The organism is Protofrankia sp. CiP1_Cm_nod3, assembly GCF_982290655.1.
This window is the reverse complement of record NZ_CEVIVD010000076.1, coordinates 5,034-23,559: the sequence shown is the minus strand read 5'-3', so window position 1 is coordinate 23,559 and position 18,526 is coordinate 5,034. Positions and strand designations below refer to the sequence as shown.

At 73.9% G+C, this 18,526-nt stretch carries 15 protein-coding genes; all 15 read right to left on the bottom strand.

Annotated features, from left to right (window positions below):
* Positions 1–1,111, bottom strand: a 1,111-nt coding sequence (locus tag AC5LUJ_RS15230) for a 3-oxoacyl-ACP synthase III family protein (RefSeq protein ID WP_493465146.1), incomplete at its 3' end; no start/stop codon positions are given.
* Positions 1,111–3,681, bottom strand: a complete 2,571-nt coding sequence (locus AC5LUJ_RS15225; RefSeq protein ID WP_493465145.1) for a beta-ketoacyl synthase N-terminal-like domain-containing protein — start codon at positions 3,679–3,681, stop codon at positions 1,111–1,113. The genes AC5LUJ_RS15225 and AC5LUJ_RS15230, both read right to left, overlap by 1 nt.
* Before the next feature lie 173 nt (positions 3,682–3,854).
* Positions 3,855–5,147, bottom strand: coding sequence for a beta-ketoacyl-[acyl-carrier-protein] synthase family protein (locus tag AC5LUJ_RS15220; protein WP_250286748.1), 1,293 nt, complete (start codon positions 5,145–5,147; stop codon positions 3,855–3,857).
* Positions 5,144–5,566: a 3-hydroxyacyl-ACP dehydratase FabZ family protein gene (locus AC5LUJ_RS15215; RefSeq protein ID WP_250286750.1), complete on the bottom strand. Its 423-nt coding sequence runs from the start codon at positions 5,564–5,566 to the stop codon at positions 5,144–5,146. Before AC5LUJ_RS15215 ends, AC5LUJ_RS15220 begins: the two co-directional genes overlap by 4 nt.
* On the bottom strand, positions 5,563–6,828 hold the full coding sequence (locus AC5LUJ_RS15210; protein WP_250286752.1) for a beta-ketoacyl-[acyl-carrier-protein] synthase family protein: 1,266 nt from the start codon (positions 6,826–6,828) through the stop codon (positions 5,563–5,565). Before AC5LUJ_RS15210 ends, AC5LUJ_RS15215 begins: the two co-directional genes overlap by 4 nt.
* The gene (locus tag AC5LUJ_RS15205; protein ID WP_250286753.1) at positions 6,825–7,277 is read right to left on the bottom strand and encodes a 3-hydroxyacyl-ACP dehydratase FabZ family protein; all 453 of its coding nucleotides are present in this window, start codon (positions 7,275–7,277) and stop codon (positions 6,825–6,827) included. The genes AC5LUJ_RS15210 and AC5LUJ_RS15205 overlap by 4 nt, the downstream gene beginning before the upstream one ends.
* Positions 7,278–7,435: 158 nt before the next feature.
* A complete protein-coding gene (locus AC5LUJ_RS15200; protein ID WP_250286755.1) occupies positions 7,436–8,209 on the bottom strand; it encodes an SDR family NAD(P)-dependent oxidoreductase in 774 nt (257 codons plus the stop codon).
* A 204-nt stretch (positions 8,210–8,413) separates the two neighbouring features.
* The gene (locus tag AC5LUJ_RS15195) at positions 8,414–8,821 is read right to left on the bottom strand and encodes an acyl carrier protein (protein WP_250286757.1); all 408 of its coding nucleotides are present in this window, start codon (positions 8,819–8,821) and stop codon (positions 8,414–8,416) included.
* A gap of 168 nt (positions 8,822–8,989) precedes the next feature.
* Positions 8,990–10,129, bottom strand: coding sequence for an ACP S-malonyltransferase (gene fabD, locus AC5LUJ_RS15190; RefSeq protein WP_250291910.1), 1,140 nt, complete (start codon positions 10,127–10,129; stop codon positions 8,990–8,992).
* The gene (locus AC5LUJ_RS15185) at positions 10,126–10,539 is read right to left on the bottom strand and encodes an acyl-CoA carboxylase epsilon subunit (RefSeq protein ID WP_493465144.1); all 414 of its coding nucleotides are present in this window, start codon (positions 10,537–10,539) and stop codon (positions 10,126–10,128) included. Before AC5LUJ_RS15185 ends, fabD begins: the two co-directional genes overlap by 4 nt.
* A 270-nt stretch (positions 10,540–10,809) precedes the next feature.
* Positions 10,810–12,525: an acyl-CoA carboxylase subunit beta gene (locus tag AC5LUJ_RS15180; RefSeq protein ID WP_493465147.1), complete on the bottom strand. Its 1,716-nt coding sequence runs from the start codon at positions 12,523–12,525 to the stop codon at positions 10,810–10,812.
* A 558-nt stretch (positions 12,526–13,083) separates the two neighbouring features.
* Positions 13,084–14,826: a hypothetical protein gene (locus AC5LUJ_RS15175; protein WP_493465143.1), complete on the bottom strand. Its 1,743-nt coding sequence runs from the start codon at positions 14,824–14,826 to the stop codon at positions 13,084–13,086.
* Positions 14,827–14,979: 153 nt separating this feature from the next.
* Entirely contained in the window at positions 14,980–16,383 is a 1,404-nt protein-coding gene (locus AC5LUJ_RS15170) for a hypothetical protein (protein WP_250285271.1), read from the bottom strand.
* Positions 16,384–16,691: 308 nt separating this feature from the next.
* The gene (locus tag AC5LUJ_RS15165) at positions 16,692–17,726 is read right to left on the bottom strand and encodes an RluA family pseudouridine synthase (protein WP_250285270.1); all 1,035 of its coding nucleotides are present in this window, start codon (positions 17,724–17,726) and stop codon (positions 16,692–16,694) included.
* Positions 17,716–18,420, bottom strand: a complete 705-nt coding sequence (locus AC5LUJ_RS15160) for a signal peptidase II (RefSeq protein WP_493465142.1) — start codon at positions 18,418–18,420, stop codon at positions 17,716–17,718. Before AC5LUJ_RS15160 ends, AC5LUJ_RS15165 begins: the two co-directional genes overlap by 11 nt.
* Between the last annotated feature and the right edge of the window lie 106 nt (positions 18,421–18,526).

The following is an 18,526-nucleotide window of genomic DNA, read 5'->3' as shown; positions in this document are numbered from 1 at the left end:
CGGCCGACAGGCCGGCGCCCGGCCAGGGAGCGCTCCAGGTGAGCGAGAGCCCGGCGTACAGCCACCTGCTGGTCTCGATCGCCAGCAGCAGCACCTCGTCGCCGGGCCGGATCCGCCCGGAGGTCCAGGCGTCGTCCAGCGCCAGGGGCACGGCGGCGGAGCCGGTCGCCCCGACGTCGGTCAGGTTCTCCACGACCCTGCCCGCGAGCAGCTCGCAGTCCTCGGCGGACAGCCCCGCGGCCTCGAGCTCGCCGTTGAAGTAGCCGGCGTTGCCCTCGGGCACGACGCACGCGTCGACCTCCCGCAGGGTCAGGCCGCTGCGGCGCAGCAGCTCGTCCAGGGCGGTGACGAACACCCGCGGCCCGAAGCTCGCCGACTCGACCACGTCGAGACGCAGGTCGACCGGGCGCCGGGCGCGCATCTGCTCGGCCACGGGGGCGTGCGTGCCGCCGCCGATGATCTGCATGCCGGGTTTGCGGTCCCCGCCCATGCAGGCGTTGACGCTGGCATGGAAGCTCGCCGGCTCCCCCGGCCCGGCGGGCTCGGCGCGCAGCACCATCGCTCCCGCCCCGTCGCCGAAGTTGTAGATGGCGATCCGGTCCCGCAGCCGGACGGAGTCGGGACGGCGGCCGAGGAAGATCGGCGCCAGCACCGGGGAGACGGCCTCGCTGCCGATGACCACCGCGGTCCGCGCGGAGCCGTCGGCCAGCTGGCGGCGGGCGATGTCCAGCGCGTGCATCGCCCCCGCGCACCCGGAGCGGACCTCCACGACCGCGCACCGGGCCAGGCCGAGACGCTCCTGGACGAAGGTGACCGCCGCGGGCAGCGGGTACTCCGGGGAGGACGTCGACATCACCAGCAGGTCGACGTCGGCGGCCTCGAGCCCGGCGCGGTCGAGCGCCTGCCGGGCCGCGGCCGTGGCCATCTCGCTGTTGCTCACCAGGTGCTCGCCGGTGCCCGGATCGATCATCCAGTGGCGGCGGCGCACCTGGAGGCCGTCGAGCACGTCGTCCGGCAGCGGGCCGCACAGCCGCTCCAGGTCGTCGTTGGACAGCGGCTCACCGGGCAGGTAGCCGCCGGTGCTCACGATCCGGACATGGTGGCTGGTCATCACCGCTCCTTCCGGGAGCCCGCGGCACCCGCGGCGCCCACGGCGTGGAAAACATGGCCGGTTGCTTCCGGGCCGGCGGGACCGCCGCCTTCTGGGCCGGTCAGGACGAGGCTGACGTGCGTGCCGCCGAGGGAGGAGCTGTTCACCAGGACGGGGCCGGCGGCCCCGCCGGCCTCCCAGCCGGCCACGGCGAGGACCGCCGAGAGGTGCGCGCCCGCCCCGACCGGCTCGCCCAGGCTGCGCTTGGGCATCTCGACGCGGGGCCCGGCCGGGCCGAACACGCGGCCCAGGGCGGCCAGCTCCGGCCGGTCGACGGCCCGGATCCCGGCGGCGTTGGCCCAGACCGCGGACAGTGCGCCCGGCTCGGCACCGGCTGCCGCCAGCGCGGTGCGCACCGCCTGCTCGACACCGCGGCCGCGGGCGTCCCAGCGGCCCACGCCCCGGGCGTCCGAGGCGATGCCCTGCCCGCGGAGCACCGCGCGGATGCGGGCGCCGCGCGCCCGGGCCGCCGACAACCGCTCCAGCACCAGCGCGAAACCGGCCTCCACCAGCGTGTACGCGCCGCCGGCGCCGGCGAACAGGGGGGTCCGGCGGTACGCGTTCACCACGGCCGGCGGCAGCACGTCGACGGCGGGGCAGACGACCGCGTCCGCCGCTCCGGCGCGCAGCAGGTCGGCGGCGACGCACAGGGCGGCGGCGCCGGCCGCGTGCATGGCGGTCACCGTCGAGGTGACCCCGGTCAGCCCCAGCAGCATCGCCACCTGGCCGGCCGCGGCGTTGTACACGGTGTTGGGGAACACCGCGGGGTTCGCCGCCGCCGGGCCCTCGGCCAGCAGCGGCGTGGTGAAACGCTCCATGCTCTCCATCGGGCCCAGGCCGGTGCCCAGGATGACGCCGATCCCGGTCGCGGGCCGCGCGACGTCGGCGAGCCCGGCGTCGGCCAGGGCGTCCTGGCAGGACGCGACGGCCAGCAGCCCGAGCCGGTCCAGCCGCCGCCGCTGGCGCGCGGGCAGGTAGGCCGCCGGGTCGAACTCGACGTGGCCGACGTCGATGCGGCCGGCGTCCTGGTCTGCGCCCGCCTGGCCGGCGTCCGCGCGGCCGGCGTCGGGGCGGCCGGCGTCGGGGCCGGCCGGTCCGGGCCGGCCCTCGGCGCTCCCGGCGGCCTGGTAGGCCGCCCACAGCTCGGCCACGCTCGTGCCGGCGGGCGTCAGCGCGGCCAGGCCGGTGATCACAACCGGGTCCCGGTCCCGGTCCCGCTGCCGGTCCCGCTGCCGGTCCCGGCCGGCCGGCGCGGCGGGCCGCCGGCCGGGGCGGCCGAAGACGACCGAGGCGTTGGCGCCGGCGAACGCGAAGTTGTTCGACACCGCGACGTCCATGGCCAGCGGCCGGGCCTCGTTCGGCACGACGTCGAGCCCGCACTGGGGGTCGGCGGCGGTGAACCCGGCGGTCGGCGGGGCGACCTGCCCGTCGAGGGCGAGGATCGTGACGATGCTCTCGACCGCCCCCGCGGCCCCGAGCAGGTGGCCCACCATCGACTTGGTGCTGCTGAGCGCGACCGTCCCGGCCGCCTCCCCGAGGGCCGCGCGGATCGCGTTGCTCTCGGCCGGGTCGTTCTTGGGTGTGCCGGTGCCGTGGCCGTTGATGTACCCGACCTCGTCGGCGGCGACGCCCGCGCGGGAGAGCGCGGCGGTGATCGCCCGGGCGGCGCCCGCCCCCTGCGGGTGCGGCGCGGTCGGGTGGTACCCGTCCGCCGAGAAGCCGTAGCCGAGGACCTCGGCGAACATGCGGGCACCGGCCGCCCGCGCGATGTCGGCGCGGACCAGGACGAGCATGCCGGCACCCTCCCCGAGGGACAGCCCGTCGCGGTCCTTCGAGTACGGCGCGGCCGGCCCCACCGCGAGCGACTCCAGGCTGTTGAAACCGGCGAAGACCACGTCGGAGAAGGCGTCGGTGCCGCCGACGAGGACGGCGTCCGCCTGGCCGGTGACGATCAGTTCGGTGGCGTGGGCGATCGCGTGCGCCCCGGAGGCGCACGCGGTGTTGACCGACAGCACCGGCCCGCGCAGGCCGAAGGCGGCGCCGAGCGCCTCGGCGATCGCCTGCGGGGACACCATCAGGGTGTGCCGCCAGTCCGGCTGACGGCCGGCGAGCTCGTCGCGCAGGGCCCGCTCCCCGCTGACCAGCCCGCCGTTGCAGCTGCCGAGCACGACACCCCACCGCTGCGCGGGAACCAGCGCGGCCGGTGCGCCCGCGGCCCCACCGGCGGTGCCGACGCCGATGCCGCACGCGGCCATCGCCTCCTCGGCGGCGACGAGAGCGAAGTCCAGCGCCGGTTCTCTGCCGACGTCCAGCGGCCACGGGTAGGCGGGGATGGCCGGTTCCTGCACCTCCCCGCCGAGGGCGGTGCGGTAGCCGTCCATCGGCAGGTTCTTCACCGGACGGATCGCCACCTGGCCCGCCAGGACGCCCTCCCACAGCTTCGCCACGCCGACGCCCTGCGCCGTCACCGCTCCCAGACCGGTGACGACCACCCGATCGGCGTCACCGGCGGTCTGTGTCCCCTCCGCCATGTCGGGCTCCCCTCCGTCGCTGTCGGAACGGCTGTCGGAACGGCTGTCGGAACGAAAATCGCTACTGGCACGAAGACCGATGCCGGGATCTCCGGGCCGCGGAGCGCTGCCCGGACGGGGACCGCCGGGCGGCGCCGACGGGGTCATGCCGCCCGGCCCAGGGCGGGGCCCGGTCATGCCGCCCGGCCCAGGGCGAGCGCCACCTGCTGGCCCGCCAGGCCGCGGGCGAGCGCGAGCGCGCCGGTCAGCCGGGCCTCGCGGGGCTGGCCGGGTATCCAGTCGAGGTCGCAGCCCGGGTCGGGATCGTCGAGGTTGGCCGTGGCGGGGGCCACGCCCGCCGCCAGCGCCAGCGCGGCGACCGCCACGTTCAGCGCCCCGGCCCCGGCGACGAGATGCCCGGTCTGCGGCTTGACACTGCTCGCCCACACGCGCTCGGCGTGGGCCCCGAGCGACCGGCGGATCGCCTGGGTCTCGCTGAGGTCCCCGAGCGTGGTCGCGCAGCCGTGCGAGGCGATGTAGGAGACGTCCTCGGCGGGCATGTCCGCGTCCCGCAGCGCCGCCGTGATCGCGCGGATCAGCCCGCGGCCGCCCGGGTCGGGCGTGACGACCATGCCGCCGTCGTTACCGGCGCCCACCCCGCGTATCTCGGCGTAGCAGCGGGCTCCCCTGGCCAGCGCGGCCTCGCGCTCCTCCAGGACGAGGAACGCGGCGCCGTCACCGAAGACCGATCCGCTGCGGGCCCGGTCGTAGGGCCGGCAGGCCGCCGCGCCCAGCTCGTTGCGGGACGAGAGCACACCGAGCCCGTCCATCTTCGACATCGACCACCAGGAGGTGGGGTCGTCGAACCCGCCGGCGAGCGCCAGGTCGGCCTCGCCGCGCCGGACCGCGCGCGCCGCGCGTCCCACCGCGCTCGCCCCCGCCTCGGCGGTGCCGGCGAAGTAGGCGTTGGGGCCGAGGAAGCCGTAGGCCTCGGAGATGTAGAACAGCGACGCCGCCTGCAGCCCCTCGACGTAGAACAGCGGTGTCAGTGTGGAGGACGCGACCCGTCCGAGCCGGTGGTAGTCGGCGCTGCCGTCGTCGGCGCGGGCGGCCAGCGCCCCGGCCACCACCCCCTCCGGCCGGGAAAGCTCCTTGTTGCCGCCGACGAAGAGGCCGGCCCGCTCGCCGAAGGGCCGCTCGTCCTCCAGGCCGGCGTCACGCAGCGCGAGGACGGCACCCACCATCGCGATCTCGTCGTTGGGGGTCATCTTGCGCAGCGTCCGGCGGCTTACATACTGTTTTGGGTCTAAATCAACCAGTTGGGCACCCAGCTGGGTGCGCAGTGACGACGGGTCGTAACCGCGCAGGGGCGTCACACCGCCGCGGCCCGCCAGCACCCCGTCCCAGGTGTCCTGGACGCCCTCACCGAGTGCCGTGAGCAGCCCGATCCCGGTGATCACGACTTTTCTCGCGCGCTCGCCGCTCATACCGTCGCCGCCAGCATCGACGGTTCCCGCAGCAGCTCCAGCGCCCGGACGGAGGCGACGGGACGCCCGTCGACGGTGACCGAGGCGGTGCACCGGGCGGTCTGCCCCGCGCGGTCGAGGACCCGCACGGTGATCTCCGCCTGGTCGCCGGGCCGGACGAAGTGGCGGAAGCGCACCACCCGCGCCCCGGACAGCCGCCAGCGTTCCCCCGGCGCGGCCAGCACCAGCCCGGCCAGGGCCACCATGCTCTCGAAGAGCAGCATGCCCGGCAGCACGGGGAAGCGCGGGAAGTGGCTGTCGAAGACGTCCAGCGTCCCAGGAATGTTACGGACAGCTACCGCCTGCCGGCCGTGCTCCAGCTGGACGAGCCGGTCGAAGGCTGTCGGCAGCGGTTCCGAGCCGATGTCGGCGCCGGTCATGATTCCTCCTTGGGGGTACCGACCACCAGGCAGGTGTTGGTCCCGCCGAACGCGAACGCGTTGACCATGACGCCCGACACCGGCATCGGCCGGGCCACCAGCGGGACGTAGTCGAGGTCGAGCCTGGGATCCGCGGTGTCGAGGTTCACCGTCGGCGGGACGACCGAGTGCTGGATGGCACCGAGCGCGGCGAGCAGGTTCAGCGCGGCGCTGGCCGAGGTGAGATGGCCGGTCATCGACTTCGGCGAGCTCACCACGAGACGGTGGGCGTCGGCGCCGAACACCTCCTTGATCGCTGTCGTCTCGGAGGCGTCGTTGCCCGGGGTCCCCGTCCCGTGCGCGACGACGTAGTCGATGCCGGCGGGCCCGAGCCCGGACTCGGCCAGCGCCCGGGCCATCACCTGGATGGCGCCGCGCCCGTCCGGCGGCGAGTCGGTGATCCGGTAGGCGTTCAGGGTCGAGCTGTAGCCGAGGAGCTCGGCGAGGACCGGTGCCCCGCGCGCCCTGGCCGCGGAGAGCTCCTCCAGCACGACGACGACCGCGCCCTCCCCGATGACGAAGCCCGACCGGTCGGCGTCGAACGGGCGCGAGGCCCGCGTCGGGTCGTCGTTGTAACGGTCGGTCAACGCGCCCAGCAGGCTGAAGCCCAGCAGGTCCATCCAGGTGGTCAGGGCGTCGAAACCGCCGGCGAGCATGAGCGTCGCGTCACCGTCCTGGATGTGCCGGAACGCCTCCCCGATAGCGTGCCCCGACCCGGAGCAGGCGGTGCTGACGCTGACCATCGGCCCGGTGCAGGCGGCCAGCCGCGCGATCGCGGCGACCGGCACGTTCTGGTCACGCAGCAGCACGTCACCGGGCGGATGCCGGAAGATCTCCCGGTTGCCGGTGCGTTCCCGCAGGTGGCCGATGTCCACGACCTGCTGGAGCTCCGGGCGTCCGACGCTGCCGCCCATCGCGACGCCGCACTCGTCGGGGTCGTAGGTGGCGGGGGTGACCTTGGCTTCGCGCAGTGCCTCCGCCGCCGCCGCCAGCCCGAACCCGCCGGCCCGCGACAGGTGCCGCCAGCCGGCGGCCTCGGGAACGAGATCACGCAGGGTGAAGTCCCGGACCTGGCCGCCGATGCGGACCGAGAACGTCGAGGTGTCGAAGGTGGTCAGCTCGCCCACCCCGCTGCGGCCGGCGACGAGGTTCGCCCAGGTGGTGGCCGCGTCGTTGCCGACCGGGGTGACCGCGCCCACGCCGGTGATCGCCACCCGCCTCACGGCGCGCTCACCGCCCCGGTCAGCTGGTCGGCCATCCGGGCCGTGGCGGCCGGGTCGTCCAGCCGCTCGGCGTCGATGAGGGCACACATGATGGACGTCGCGGTGAGCACGGTGCGCCCGCCGGCGCTGACCGTCCCGTCCAGGACGGCGACCTCGTCCGAGATCGACACGACCGTGCCGTCGAGCAGCAGCACGTCGCCCGGTGTGACGTCACCGAGGAACGCCACCTCGCCCACGGACAGCAGCGCGGCTCGTTTACGGTGCCCGCTGCTCATCATCACCAGCCAGGTGCCCGCCTGGCAGAGGGCCTCGAGCACCAGCGGCGGCGGCATGACCGGCCCGGTGAGGCCGGCTCGCCAGAACTGCTCCGTGCCGGACGTCACCTTGCGCCCGACGATCCGCCGGTCCGGCTCCCAGGAGTCGATCCGGTCAATGAGATGAAAGCGCATCGGCCGCGCCTGCCTTCCTGTCGGTTCACGCGCCTGTCGGCCCACCGGCCCGCCGGCCCGCCCGCGGGAAAGCCGCGGGAAGCCCGTGGGAAGCACGGTCGTGCTCCTCGCGCGCCGCCGGTGGGCCCCGGCTGCCGGGGCCCCGCGGTCCCGGGTGGTCAGTCGGGACGGCCGGTGCCGAGCACGGCCGCGGCCCCGCCGTCCACGCGCAGCAGCTCCCCGGTCATGTAGTCGGCGTCGGGCCCGGCGACGAAGGCCACCACCCGGGCGATCTGCCCGGGGGTGGCGAACTCCCGCAGGGGGATGCGCCGTTTGATGGCCTTCCCGCCGTCCTTGGCCAGCAGCCCGTCGACGAGATCGGTGGGGACGAAGCCCGGGAGCACGGCGTTGACCCGCACTCCGAAGCGGGCCAGCTCCAGCGCGCAGTTGCGGGTGAAGGCGTTGATCGCCCCTTTGGACGCCGCGTAGGCGGACTCGCCGGTCCAGGCCCGCTCGCCCATCACCGAGGAGATGTTGATGATGACGCCGGCGCGTTCCGCCATGAAGTGGCCCATCGCGGCCTGCGTGCAGTTGAAGACCCCACCGAAGTTGACCCGCATGACCTCGAGCCAGTCCGTCGGCGCCATGGTGTAGATCAGCCCGTCCCGGGTGATCCCCGCGTTGTTCACGAGGATGTGCAGCCCGCCCAGCTCGGCGCGGGCCCGCTCGACCAGCGCGGCCGCCTGCTCGGGGTCCGCGACGTCGGCGGCGAGCGCGACGGCCTTCCCGCCGGCCTTCTCGATCTCCTCGACGACGGCCTGCGCCTCGTCGGCGCGGGACCGGTAGTTCACGGCGACGTGCGCGCCGTCGTCCGCGAGCGCCAGGGCGACCGCGCGGCCGATGCCGCGGGACGCCCCCGTGACAAGGGCGACCTGCCCTGCCAGCTTCGTCACGTCCTTTCCTTTCCTTCCTGTCGTTCTGGCCGGCCGGCCACGTCGGCCGGTGTCACTGGTCGCCGGTCCGTGCCGCCGGTCCGTGCCGTCTCCCGCCGTGGCCATCCGGGCGGAGCGGCCACGGCGGGGTCCCGTTGCCGGATCCCCAGGACGCCGAGCCCCTGGGACGCCGGGCCCTGCCGCCGGATCCCGGTGCCGGGGCGCTCAGGCGTCCACCGTGGCCGTGGCGCGCAGGACCGCCAGGTCGACGAGGTTCTGCACGGTGAACAGGCTCATCACCTGGTCGGCCGGGAGCTTGCCGGCCAGTTCCTCGGTGTCGATCTGCGGCATGGCCTTCTTCAGCTGGGCCAGGCCGACCGGGGTGATGATCTCGTTCTCGTCGCCGAACTCCGAGTCCGGGATGCCGCCCTGAATGTGGTTGCCTATGTCGGACGCCTGGATCTTCACGCCGGTCTTCCGCTCGATACGGAAAAGGATGTCCAGCAGGTCGATCGATTCCGCGCCGAGGTCCCCGATCAGGGTGGACAACGGGGTGACCTCGGTCTCGTCCAGGCCGAGGGCGTCGGCGACGGCCTCCTGGATGGCGGCGGGGAAGGCTGCGGTGTCGGTCATGGGACTGTCCTTTCTTTCATGGAGATCACACAGCGTTGAGATCACACAGCGCGCGGATCACGTGGCGTACAGATCACGTGGCATAGGGATCACGTGGTGGGTCGGGGGGTGCTGGCAGTTGTGGCACGGTGCGGGCCGGAGGAATGCCGGCCCGCCGCGGCCGGCGCGCTATGCCGGGACCGCCGGGCGCGGGGCGCCGTGGCCGGCGGTGGCGAGCAGCGCCTCGATCGCCTGGGGACGGGCGGTTCCCAGCGCCCGGACATCCGGGGCGATCCGCTTGACGAATCCCGTCAGGACCCGGCCCGGCCCGACCTCGACGAGCAGGCTGTGACCGTCCGCCACGGCCCGTCGCACGGTGTCGACCCACCGGACCGGCTCGACGAGCTGCCGCCGCAGCAGCAGGCGCACCTCCTCCGCCCGTCGGACGTAGCCGCCGGTGACGGCGCTGAGCACCGGTACCTGTGGTTCGGCGAACACGTGCCGGTCGAGCTCGGCGCCGAACTCGGCCTCGATGTCGCGCATCAGGGAACAGTGGAAGGGGGCGCCGACGTCGAGCCGCACGATCCGTTCCGCGCCGGCCCGCGCCGCCAGCGCCTCGACCCGCGCGACCGCCTCCGCCAGGCCCGAGACGACCGTCTGCCCGGGGTCGTTGTAGTTGGCGATCTCCACGACACCGGTGCCGGTGACGTCCCGGCACAACGCCTCGACCCGCTCGGCCGGCAGCCCGATGACCGCCGCCATCGCGCCCGGGGTACGGCTGCCCACCTCGGCCATGAGCTCGCCGCGGCGGCGCACCAGGCGCAGCACGGACCGCGCGTCGAGCACCCCGGCGGCGGCGAGCGCCGTGTACTCGCCGAGGCTGTGCCCGGCGACGCCGGACGCCTCGAAACCGCCGGCCCGCAGCACCTCGAGCACCGCCAGGCTGGTCGCGGCGATCGCGGGCTGGGTCACGTCCGTGCGGCGCAGCTCCTCCGCCGAGCCCGACACGCACAGCTTCGTCAGCGGGATGCCGAGGACGTCGTCCGCCATCTCGAAGATCCGGCCTGCGGTGTCCGGGTACCGCCTGACCAGGTCGGCCGCCATCCCGGGCCGTTGGGAGCCCTGTCCGGGGAACATGGCCAGGCAGCGGCTGCCCGGGGCGGGCTCCCCCGCCGCCTCGCCCGCGGCCCGTTCCGCCCCGACGGCCGGTGCCGGTGGGGGCTCCGCGCCGGCGGCCTCCGCGCGGAGAGTATCCACGCCGAGACTCTCCGCGCCGGGGCTTTCCGCGCTGGGGTGGAGGACCGTGGCTGTGGCGGGGATCCGGGTCATCTCGGGGTTCTCCCTTCCGATCGGTTGGCGCGTGCGCCACGAAGGTGGTCGGCGGGTGTGCCGTGGCGGCCGGGCGCGGGCGGCCCGGGTACCACGCGTGGGCCGGGCCCCCAGGCACCGGGCACCGTGCGCGCCACGGCGGGCTGCTCGTCGCGCCACGGCCGGTCCCGGCTCGCGGGCCTGGCCGCTGCCGGCCGCGCGGCGGCCGTCACCGCCCGCAGCGCGATCAGCACGGCGGCGAGTTCCTCGCTGGTGGGGTGGCCCGGGGTCACGGCGATCGTCGCGTCCGCCGGCCCGTCCGCCGGCCCGTCCGCCGTGGCGGGCGGCCGCGGCGGGGCACCGGCCGCGGCCGCCGACGGGATCCGGACCGCGGGCGGTCCCGCGCGCAGACTCCGCGGACTCTGTGGCACCGTCGCTCCTTCCCGTTCCCAGTCCCTGGTCCCGCCGGTTCCGCCATCGGTTGTGCCGGCGCTTCGCCGCCGGTTCCGTCGTCTGTCCCGCAACGGTGCCCGCGGCCGGCTTCCCGGCCGGCGCCTCGGGACGGTCGCGCCGCGGAATCCGCCGGGAAGTCACCACGGAATCCGCCGGAAGAGGGCGCCGCGGAATCCGGCGAAGGGGCACCGCGGAATCCGGCGGGGGCAACGCTGTCGGTCGTCCGGCGCCCCCGGCGGCCCGGATGCCTACAGTGGCTCGTTGGGGTGTTTGCGGATCTGCTGTACGTGCCGCTTGGTCCGCAGGAAGGCCAGCCCGCGGACGATCATCCGGCGGGTGTCGGCCGGGTCGATGACGTCGTCGACATGGCCGCGCTCGGCGGCGGCATAGGGATGCAGCAGCGCGTCGCTGTACTTCTTCGTGAGTTCCGCGCGCAACCGGTCGGGGTTCTCCGCCGCCGCCAGCTCCTTGCGGAATATGATGTTCGCGGCCCCGTCCGCGCCCATGACCGCGGTCTGGTTGACCGGCCACGCGAACGAGAGGTCGGAGCCGATCGACTTGGAGTCCATGACGATGTAGGCGCCGCCGAACGCCTTGCGAAGAATAACCTGGATCCGCGGCACAGTCGCCTCGCAGTAGGCGTACAACAGCTTGGCGCCCCGGCGGATGATGGCATTGTGTTCCTGCTCGACCCCGGGCAGGAAGCCAGGTACGTCAACCAGCGTGACCAGCGGGATATTGTAGGCGTCACACATGCGGACGAATCTCGCCGCTTTCTCCGAGGCGTCGATGTCGAGCACACCGGCCAGCACCATCGGCTGGTTTCCCACTATCCCGACGACCCGCCCGTCGAAACGGGCCAGGACGCACACGATGTTGCGGGCCCAGTGCGACTGCACCTCCAGGTACTCGCCGTCGTCCACGATCTCCTCGATGACGTCCCGGATGTCGTACGGCGTCCGCTCGTTCGACGGCACGATCCGCAGCAGCTCCGGACAGCGGCGGTCGGGGTCGTCGGACGGCTCGACCGCCGGCGGCGCCTCGTTGTTGTTCGACGGCAGGAAGGAGAGCAGGTAGCGGACCTCGTCCAGGCAGGTCTCCTCGTCGTCGGCGAGGAAGCTCGCCACGCCGGTGCGCTCGGCGTGGACCTGCGCTCCGCCGAGCTCGGCCTGGGAGACGTCCTCGCCGGTGACCGAGCGCACGACGTCCGGCCCGGTGATGAACATGTTCGCGGTGTCGCGGGTCATGAAGACGAAGTCCGTCAGCGCCGGGGAGTACACCGCGCCGCCGGCGCAGGACCCGAGAACGGCGCTGATCTGGGGGACGACCCCGGAAAGGCGGACGTTACGCGCGAAAAGCCCACCGAAACCGGCGAGCGCCGCGACGCCCTCCTGAATGCGCGCGCCACCGCCGTCGTTGAGGCCGATGACCGGCGCGCCGATCGACTCGGCCAGGTCCAGCACCTGGTGGATCTTGGCCGCGAACGTCTCACCGAGCGCGCCGCCGCGGACCCGGGCGTCATGCGCGAAAACGACCACGCTGCGGCCGTCCACCGTGCCGAACCCGGTGACCACCCCGTCGCCGGACGGGTGGGAACGCTCCATTCCGAAACCGGTGGCCCGGTGCTGGGCGAAAAGGTCGAGTTCGGTGAAGGAACCCGCGTCCAGCAGGTGTTCGATGCGTTCGCGGGCGGTGAGTTTGCCCCGGGCGTGATGCCGCCGGGTGGCTTCCGGGTCATCTCCCTGCTCGGCGAGCAGCCGCCGCCGGGCCAGGAGCGCGGTGTGCTGCTCGAGGGTCAGCGGCTCGCTTTCCCGGGCCGCCTCCGACGCGGCCCCGCCGGCATCCTGGGAGATCGGCCGCCGGTTGCCCTGGCCGGGGATGAGCTGGTTGGGAAGAAGCCAGTAGGCCGCGGGTTCGACGGTGCTTTCCTCGCCGTCCGAACTGTTGCGCAGGACTGAAACCACCAACGATCCCTCCTCCTGGTAACCCGGTGGCCCGGGCCTCCCGACACCGCGGAAGAAACGTGACCTCGCGGCCTTCCGATCTTCCCGGGTGGCCGCTGTACCGAGTTTGGACGATCGCACTGGGAAAAATTCTTGAGGGATCCTTGAATCGAGCTGACATGCCTCCACGGGTGATATTGATCACAAGCGTGGGTATCAGCCGCGGCGGTACGGCCATGATTGGCCCGTCACATGGAACCGTATTCGTACGGAGCGTACACGACGACAGCCTGGAATGTCGCCGGCCCGACAGCGGTCATATCGCGTAAATTGCTGCCCGAAAACACCGCGGCCATTACCGGCGGCCTTGGGCCTGGGGCCTGGGGCCCGACGGCATCCTCACGAACGACAGCACACGCCGATGGGCGCCGGCCACCGAAGAAAATCGGCGCGAGTCTGTCACTGTGTGCGCTGGGGCGGCCAGAAAGCGTACAGACAACAGACCCGCGCCGATCGTGGCCTGCGTGCGTGGTTACGGACGGGGCTCGCGCTCCTCGACCGACGCTCCCGGCACCGTCCTCATGGACGTACCAGAACGGCGCCCGGCTCGGACGCGGTGAGCGTGACCCTGCCCGACCAGGTCAGCGACCCGGGCGCGGGCAGCCCGTCGGCATCCAGCATGATCGCCCGTTCGACGCCGGTGACCGTCACCGTCGAGCCCGGGTCGGCCACCCCGGCCGGGGCCCGCAGCACCTCGAGCGTGGCGATGTCGGCGAGCTTCGTGCCCGGGGGCAGCTCCACCGCGGTGGCGGCCGCGCCGTCCCGCTGCAGGGACCAGCCGGGGATCATGTGGTCGGACCGGTAGAGGACGTCCGGGTCACCCGCGAGCCGGACCCCGACCGTGGTGCCGGCCCAGGCCAGGCCCGGCACGGCCGAGGCAACCGGGACGACCGGGGCGGACGTGGTCTTGCGGATCACGACGTACAGATAGTTCCGCAGGTCGGACAGTGCAGGTGTGTACGCGGACGCCACCGGCTCGATCTTCTCCTCGCGGCGCGCCTCGGCCGCAGACACCTGGTAGGTCCACCCCGCGGTGTCCATCATCCGCTCCCGCGCCTCGCCCGCGGCGAGCTCCTGATCGGCGGCGAGGAGGAACCGCATGCCACCGGTGCCGGCGCTGGGGCCGGCGACCGTGTCGCACACCATGTTGTTGCCCGTACACGTCCGCAGCACGGGATGGCCGTCCTCGTAGCGGCCGGTGAACGGCAGCGTCGCGTGGTCGGGGCCCTGGTAGACCGCCGACCCCGGCACCACGGACCCGGCCGCGTCGAGCTCGGCCCGGTACACCCACTCGATGTCGGTCTGGCGTCCCCAGCGTGCCTGGAGGTACCCGGGGTCGTTGCCGGTGCCGCCGTCCTCGTTGCTGAACATGACGCTGTACTCCAGCACCGTGTGGCCCGGCCGGCCGGCCGCTGGCGCCTGGGTGTGCCAGGCGAGCAGCGGGGTGTCGGTGTGGTTGTTCTGGAAGAGCCCGCCGTACTCAGGAAGCGACCGTCCGTAGAGGATCGGGGCGTACGCAAGCGGATCCGGGCCGCCGGACGCCCTGGGCGCCACCACCGATACCGACAGTTCATCGATCACCACCGTCCGCGCGCCAGCGCTGGAGGCCCGCTCGTCCAGGGTGATCGCGAGAGTGTGGACGCCGGCACGCAGCCGCCCGAGCTGGACCCTTCTGGTGATCGGATGTGCGGCGGGCACGACGAGGTCGGTCGCGAGCACGCCGTCCACCGTGATCGCGAGCACCGCGGACTCCGCGCCCGGGACCGCCCAGTCGGCCCCGGGGGCCCTGGCGGTGACCTCCGCCACCCCCTCGCCGTCACGTCGCGCCTGGACGGCCAACGAGTACGGGGAGCTCCCGCGCGCCAGCGTGACCGGCACCTCCGCGACGGCATCGGGACCGGCATCGGAACTGGCATCGAGAGCATGGCCGGCCCGGGCAGCGGCCTCGCCGGTGCCAGCCCCCGCGGCGGCGCCGGCCGCCCTCACGGCCGTGGTCCGCGGGTAGCGACCAGCGGCGCCGGCATCCAGACCACCGGCGCCGGCGCCGGCACCGGAGCTCACCGCGACAGCGTCGCCGCCGGCCACGACGGTGCCGGCGGCCTGGGCGGCCCGAGTGAGGTGGGCGGCCTGGACAGCCCCGTCGGCCCCGCCGGTGACGTCACTCCCCGGCGTATCCGCGATCAGGACGACGACGAGCAGCGCGAGAACGGCTCGTGCCCACCACGTCCGCGCCACCGTCGTCACCGTTCCCGCCGTCGTCACCGTGTCACCGCTGCTCAGCCACCTTCACCGCTGTCGGCCACCATTCCGCCCCGCTCATGTCGCCCCCCGCTCGCGCCGCCCCCGGTCGCGCCGCCACTGCTCAGGTCATCACTGTCCGAGGCGCCACCGCCCAGATCGCCGCTGTTCAGATCATCACTGTTCGGGGCGTAGCGGCACGAACACAGCCGGCCCGGCGGGGACGTCCGCCGCCGCGACGTCCACCAGCCGGACCGCTTCGGCCTCGCCGAGAGCGGCCAGCCGCCACGCCGGGGCCGCCACGACCGCCCCGTACAGGCAGGCGCAGGAACCTCTGAACGCCACCGTCTCGTCCACGGCACGCTCCCGGGCGTCAGCGCCGGCGTCGCCAGCGGCGCCGGCCTGGGCCGCCGCGGCGTCGGCGGCGTGCGCGAAAGCGGTCCGGATGTCGGCGAGCGGGTCGCGGACATCCGCGGACAACGCCGCGCCGTCAGGGGGGACCCGGAAGAACACGCGCACGGTCCGCAGGTCCCGGAGCAGGTCGAGGGCCTGCTCCGGCGTCCGGTAGCCCGGGAAGCTGACGACCGCGTAGGTGTCGGGGTAGACGTCCGTGTGGGCGTCCGTGTGGGCGTCGGGGTGGGCGTCCGTATGGGCGTTGAGGTGGCTGCCGGGCCACTCGGCCCGCCGGGCCGCGGTGGCCAGCCGTGTCCGCGCCGCCGTCAGGTAGCCCGCCACCGTCTCCCGCTGTCCCAGGCCCACCAGGACGGCGGCCGCGGGCATCTCCTCGACCCGAGTGGGGACCGCGATCGCGGCGGGGACGGGAACCGGGCCCGCGACCATGCCCGGGCCGGTGGTGGCAGCGTCAGGACCGGTGCCGGCGGCAGGACCGGTGCCGGCGGCAGGGGAACCCGACAGCGCGTAGGCCGGCCTGGCGACCGGATCCACCCGTCGCCCCACCGCGGGTACCGCCGTCCGCGGCTGGTCGAACCTCTCAAGATCGCGTCCGCCGGCCGGGCCGCGCGCCAGGGCTGCGATCGTGCTCACCCCGATCACCGAAACCACGCCCAGCGCCGTCATCCGCATGCTCCGTTCGATGACGGGGTGGCCGCAAAGACCCCACCGGACCGCGCCGCCACCAGTCGCGGCGGTGCTGGCCGGGCCACCGGCGGTAGCGGTGCTGGCCAGGCCACCGGCGGTAGCGGTGCTGGCCGGGCCACCGGCGGTAGCGGTGCTGGCCAGGCCGGCAGCCACGGCCGTGTCCCGCGGCTCGACGGTCCCGCGCCGCGCCGTGCCTCTCCCGGCCGCCACGACGGCTCGGCTTGCGGTAGCGTTACCGATCGGGTCACATTCATCACCGTACGGCGTAACCCTGTCCCTGCGCGACCTGGCGGACGCGTTGTCATGCCCACCGCCGCCGGCCGGATCATCCGTGCGTGCGCCCGGCACGGCCAGGCCGCCCGGCAGCCCCTGGACGCCCGGGGCGGCGGTTCGCAGACGCGAGGCCCGGGCGGTGAACCCGCTCAGGATCCGGCCCGCGACCGGCAACAGACGTTCGTCCAGATGGTCGAGGCCAACGAGCACACGCCATGCCGCGCCCACGGCGGCCCGTCCCGCCCGCGGTCTCCCCAGCCGGCCCACATCATGATCGACAGAGTGACGCCAGCCGCGAACCCACAGCTTTCCCGTCCGGCCCGCTGCCCCGGTCTGCTCCTCAGCCCCGGCATCAGCATCAGCCCCGGCATCAGCATCAGCCCCGGCCCTGGCATCAGCCCCGGCCTCAGCCCCGGCCCCGGCATCAGCCCCGGTCCCGGTCCGGACCCCGGTGAACCGGGCCCTGGCGAACCGGTGCCACACCGCCCGGAACACAGCCGGCGGACGACCGGTGGCGGTCACGACTGCCGCCGAAGAACGGCAACCGCCTCCGCGAGATCAGGTGGGTCGGGGCTGGTGAACGTCACCCACCGCCTGTCCGCGGGATGGGCGAAGGACAGCTGGGCGGCGTGCAGCCACTGCCGGGCCAGCCCGAGCCGGCCGGCGAGGACCGGATCAGCGCCGTAGGCGAGATCGCCGACGCAGGGATGCCGCAGCGCCGACATGTGCACCCGGATCTGATGGGTCCGCCCGGTCTCCAGGCGCACCGAGAGCAGCGACGCGGCCCGGAACGCCTCTTCGGTGTCATAGTGGGTGACGCTGGGCTTCCCACCCGCTACCACGGCGAACAGGCCGGGCTTACGCGGATGCCGGTCGATCGGCGCGTCCACCGTGCCGCTGGACGGGTCGGGATGCCCCTGCACCAGAGCACGGTAGATCTTCTCGACCTCGCGGTCCCGGAAAGCCCGCTTCAACACGGTGTAGGCGCGCTCACTTTTCGCGATGACCATGATGCCCGTCGTGCCGACGTCGAGACGGTGGACAACGCCCTGGCGTTCCGCGGCACCGCTGGTCGCGACGCGGTAGCCCGCGGCGGCGAGGCCACCGATCACGGTCGGGCCGGTGAAGCCCGGCGCGGGGTGGGCGGCCACCCCGACCGGCTTGCCGACCACCACGATGTCGTCGTCATCATGGATCACCTGCAGGCCGGGCACCGGCTCGGCCGCCACCCGGACCGGGTTCGGCGGGGGCGGCAGGCACACCTCCAGCCACGCCCCGGCGCCGACCCGGTCGGAGCGGCCGCGTACGGCCCCGTCCACGCTGGCCTGGCCGTCGTCGACAAGCTGGGCCGCGGCCGTCCGGGACAGCCCGAACATCCGCGCGATCGCCGCGTCCAGGCGCAGGCCGTCCAGCCCGTCGGGAACCGGGAGCGCACGCCTGTCCCGCACACCGCCCCCTGCCACGGCTACCTGGCCGGCTTCGCCGCCGGCCGCGTCACCGGCTTCGTTACCGGCTTCGTTACCGGCCGTATCGCCGGTTTCGTTACTGTCCATCGCGGTCGTCGATGTCCGTCGCGGGCCGGCCGTCGGGGCCCGCCGGCCCGTCCGGATTCGGCTGGCCGTCCCGCGGGGCGGGCTGGCCGTCCAGAGCGGTACCGAGGGCCGCCAGGATGACCGCGACCACCCCACCGATCACGATCGCCGAGTCGGCGATGTTGAACACCGGCCAGTTGTGCAGGTGGATCCAGTCCACGACATGCCCGCGCAGCGGCGCCGGCGCGCGGAAGATCCGGTCGCTGAGGTTGCCCAGGGCCCCGCCGAGCAGCAGACCGAGCACGACCGCCCACGACAGCGACGTCAGCGTCCGGGCGGTGCGAACAATGATCACGACAACCACCAGGGCGACGATGCTGAACAGCACGGTCGCGCCACCAGCGATACTGAACGCGGCCCCGGGGTTACGCGTCAGCCGTAGGTCGAGTACGCCGGGAAGCAGCTCGATCGGTGCCCGGTCCGACAGGCTCGCCACAGCGGCGATCTTCGTGACCACGTCGATGGCGAGGATCACAAGACCGGCACCGGCCACCGTGGCCACCGCGCGTGGCGACCGGCACACCCGATACGGCTCGCCGCCGGTACGGCTCCCGCTGATGTGACTCTCCTCATGGGCCGACGACACGTCGAAATCCGGACCAGCGGGATCATCCAGGTCCGGGATGGACTTCCCGTTTTCCACCTCGGCCGTCACATCCCACCGGTCCCGCCCGTGGACGCCCTCTCCCACACCTGCCCCACTCTACGGGCAGCGCCTTCATGCCCGGAACGCACCATGACCGTCACCCTCGCGCCACCCC

What these genes read in the sequence shown, in the direction of transcription:
- AC5LUJ_RS15225 (WP_493465145.1), bottom strand. Translation starts at nt 3,681, where the DNA reads ATGGCGGAGGGGACACAGACCGCCGGTGACGCCGATCGGGTGGTCGTC.
- AC5LUJ_RS15220 (WP_250286748.1), bottom strand. Translation starts at nt 5,147, where the DNA reads ATGAGCGGCGAGCGCGCGAGAAAAGTCGTGATCACCGGGATCGGGCTG.
- AC5LUJ_RS15215 (WP_250286750.1), bottom strand. Translation starts at nt 5,566, where the DNA reads ATGACCGGCGCCGACATCGGCTCGGAACCGCTGCCGACAGCCTTCGAC.
- AC5LUJ_RS15205 (WP_250286753.1), bottom strand. Translation starts at nt 7,277, where the DNA reads ATGCGCTTTCATCTCATTGACCGGATCGACTCCTGGGAGCCGGACCGG.
- AC5LUJ_RS15195 (WP_250286757.1), bottom strand. Translation starts at nt 8,821, where the DNA reads ATGACCGACACCGCAGCCTTCCCCGCCGCCATCCAGGAGGCCGTCGCC.
- fabD (WP_250291910.1), bottom strand. Translation starts at nt 10,129, where the DNA reads ATGACCCGGATCCCCGCCACAGCCACGGTCCTCCACCCCAGCGCGGAA.
- AC5LUJ_RS15165 (WP_250285270.1), bottom strand. Translation starts at nt 17,726, where the DNA reads ATGGACAGTAACGAAACCGGCGATACGGCCGGTAACGAAGCCGGTAAC.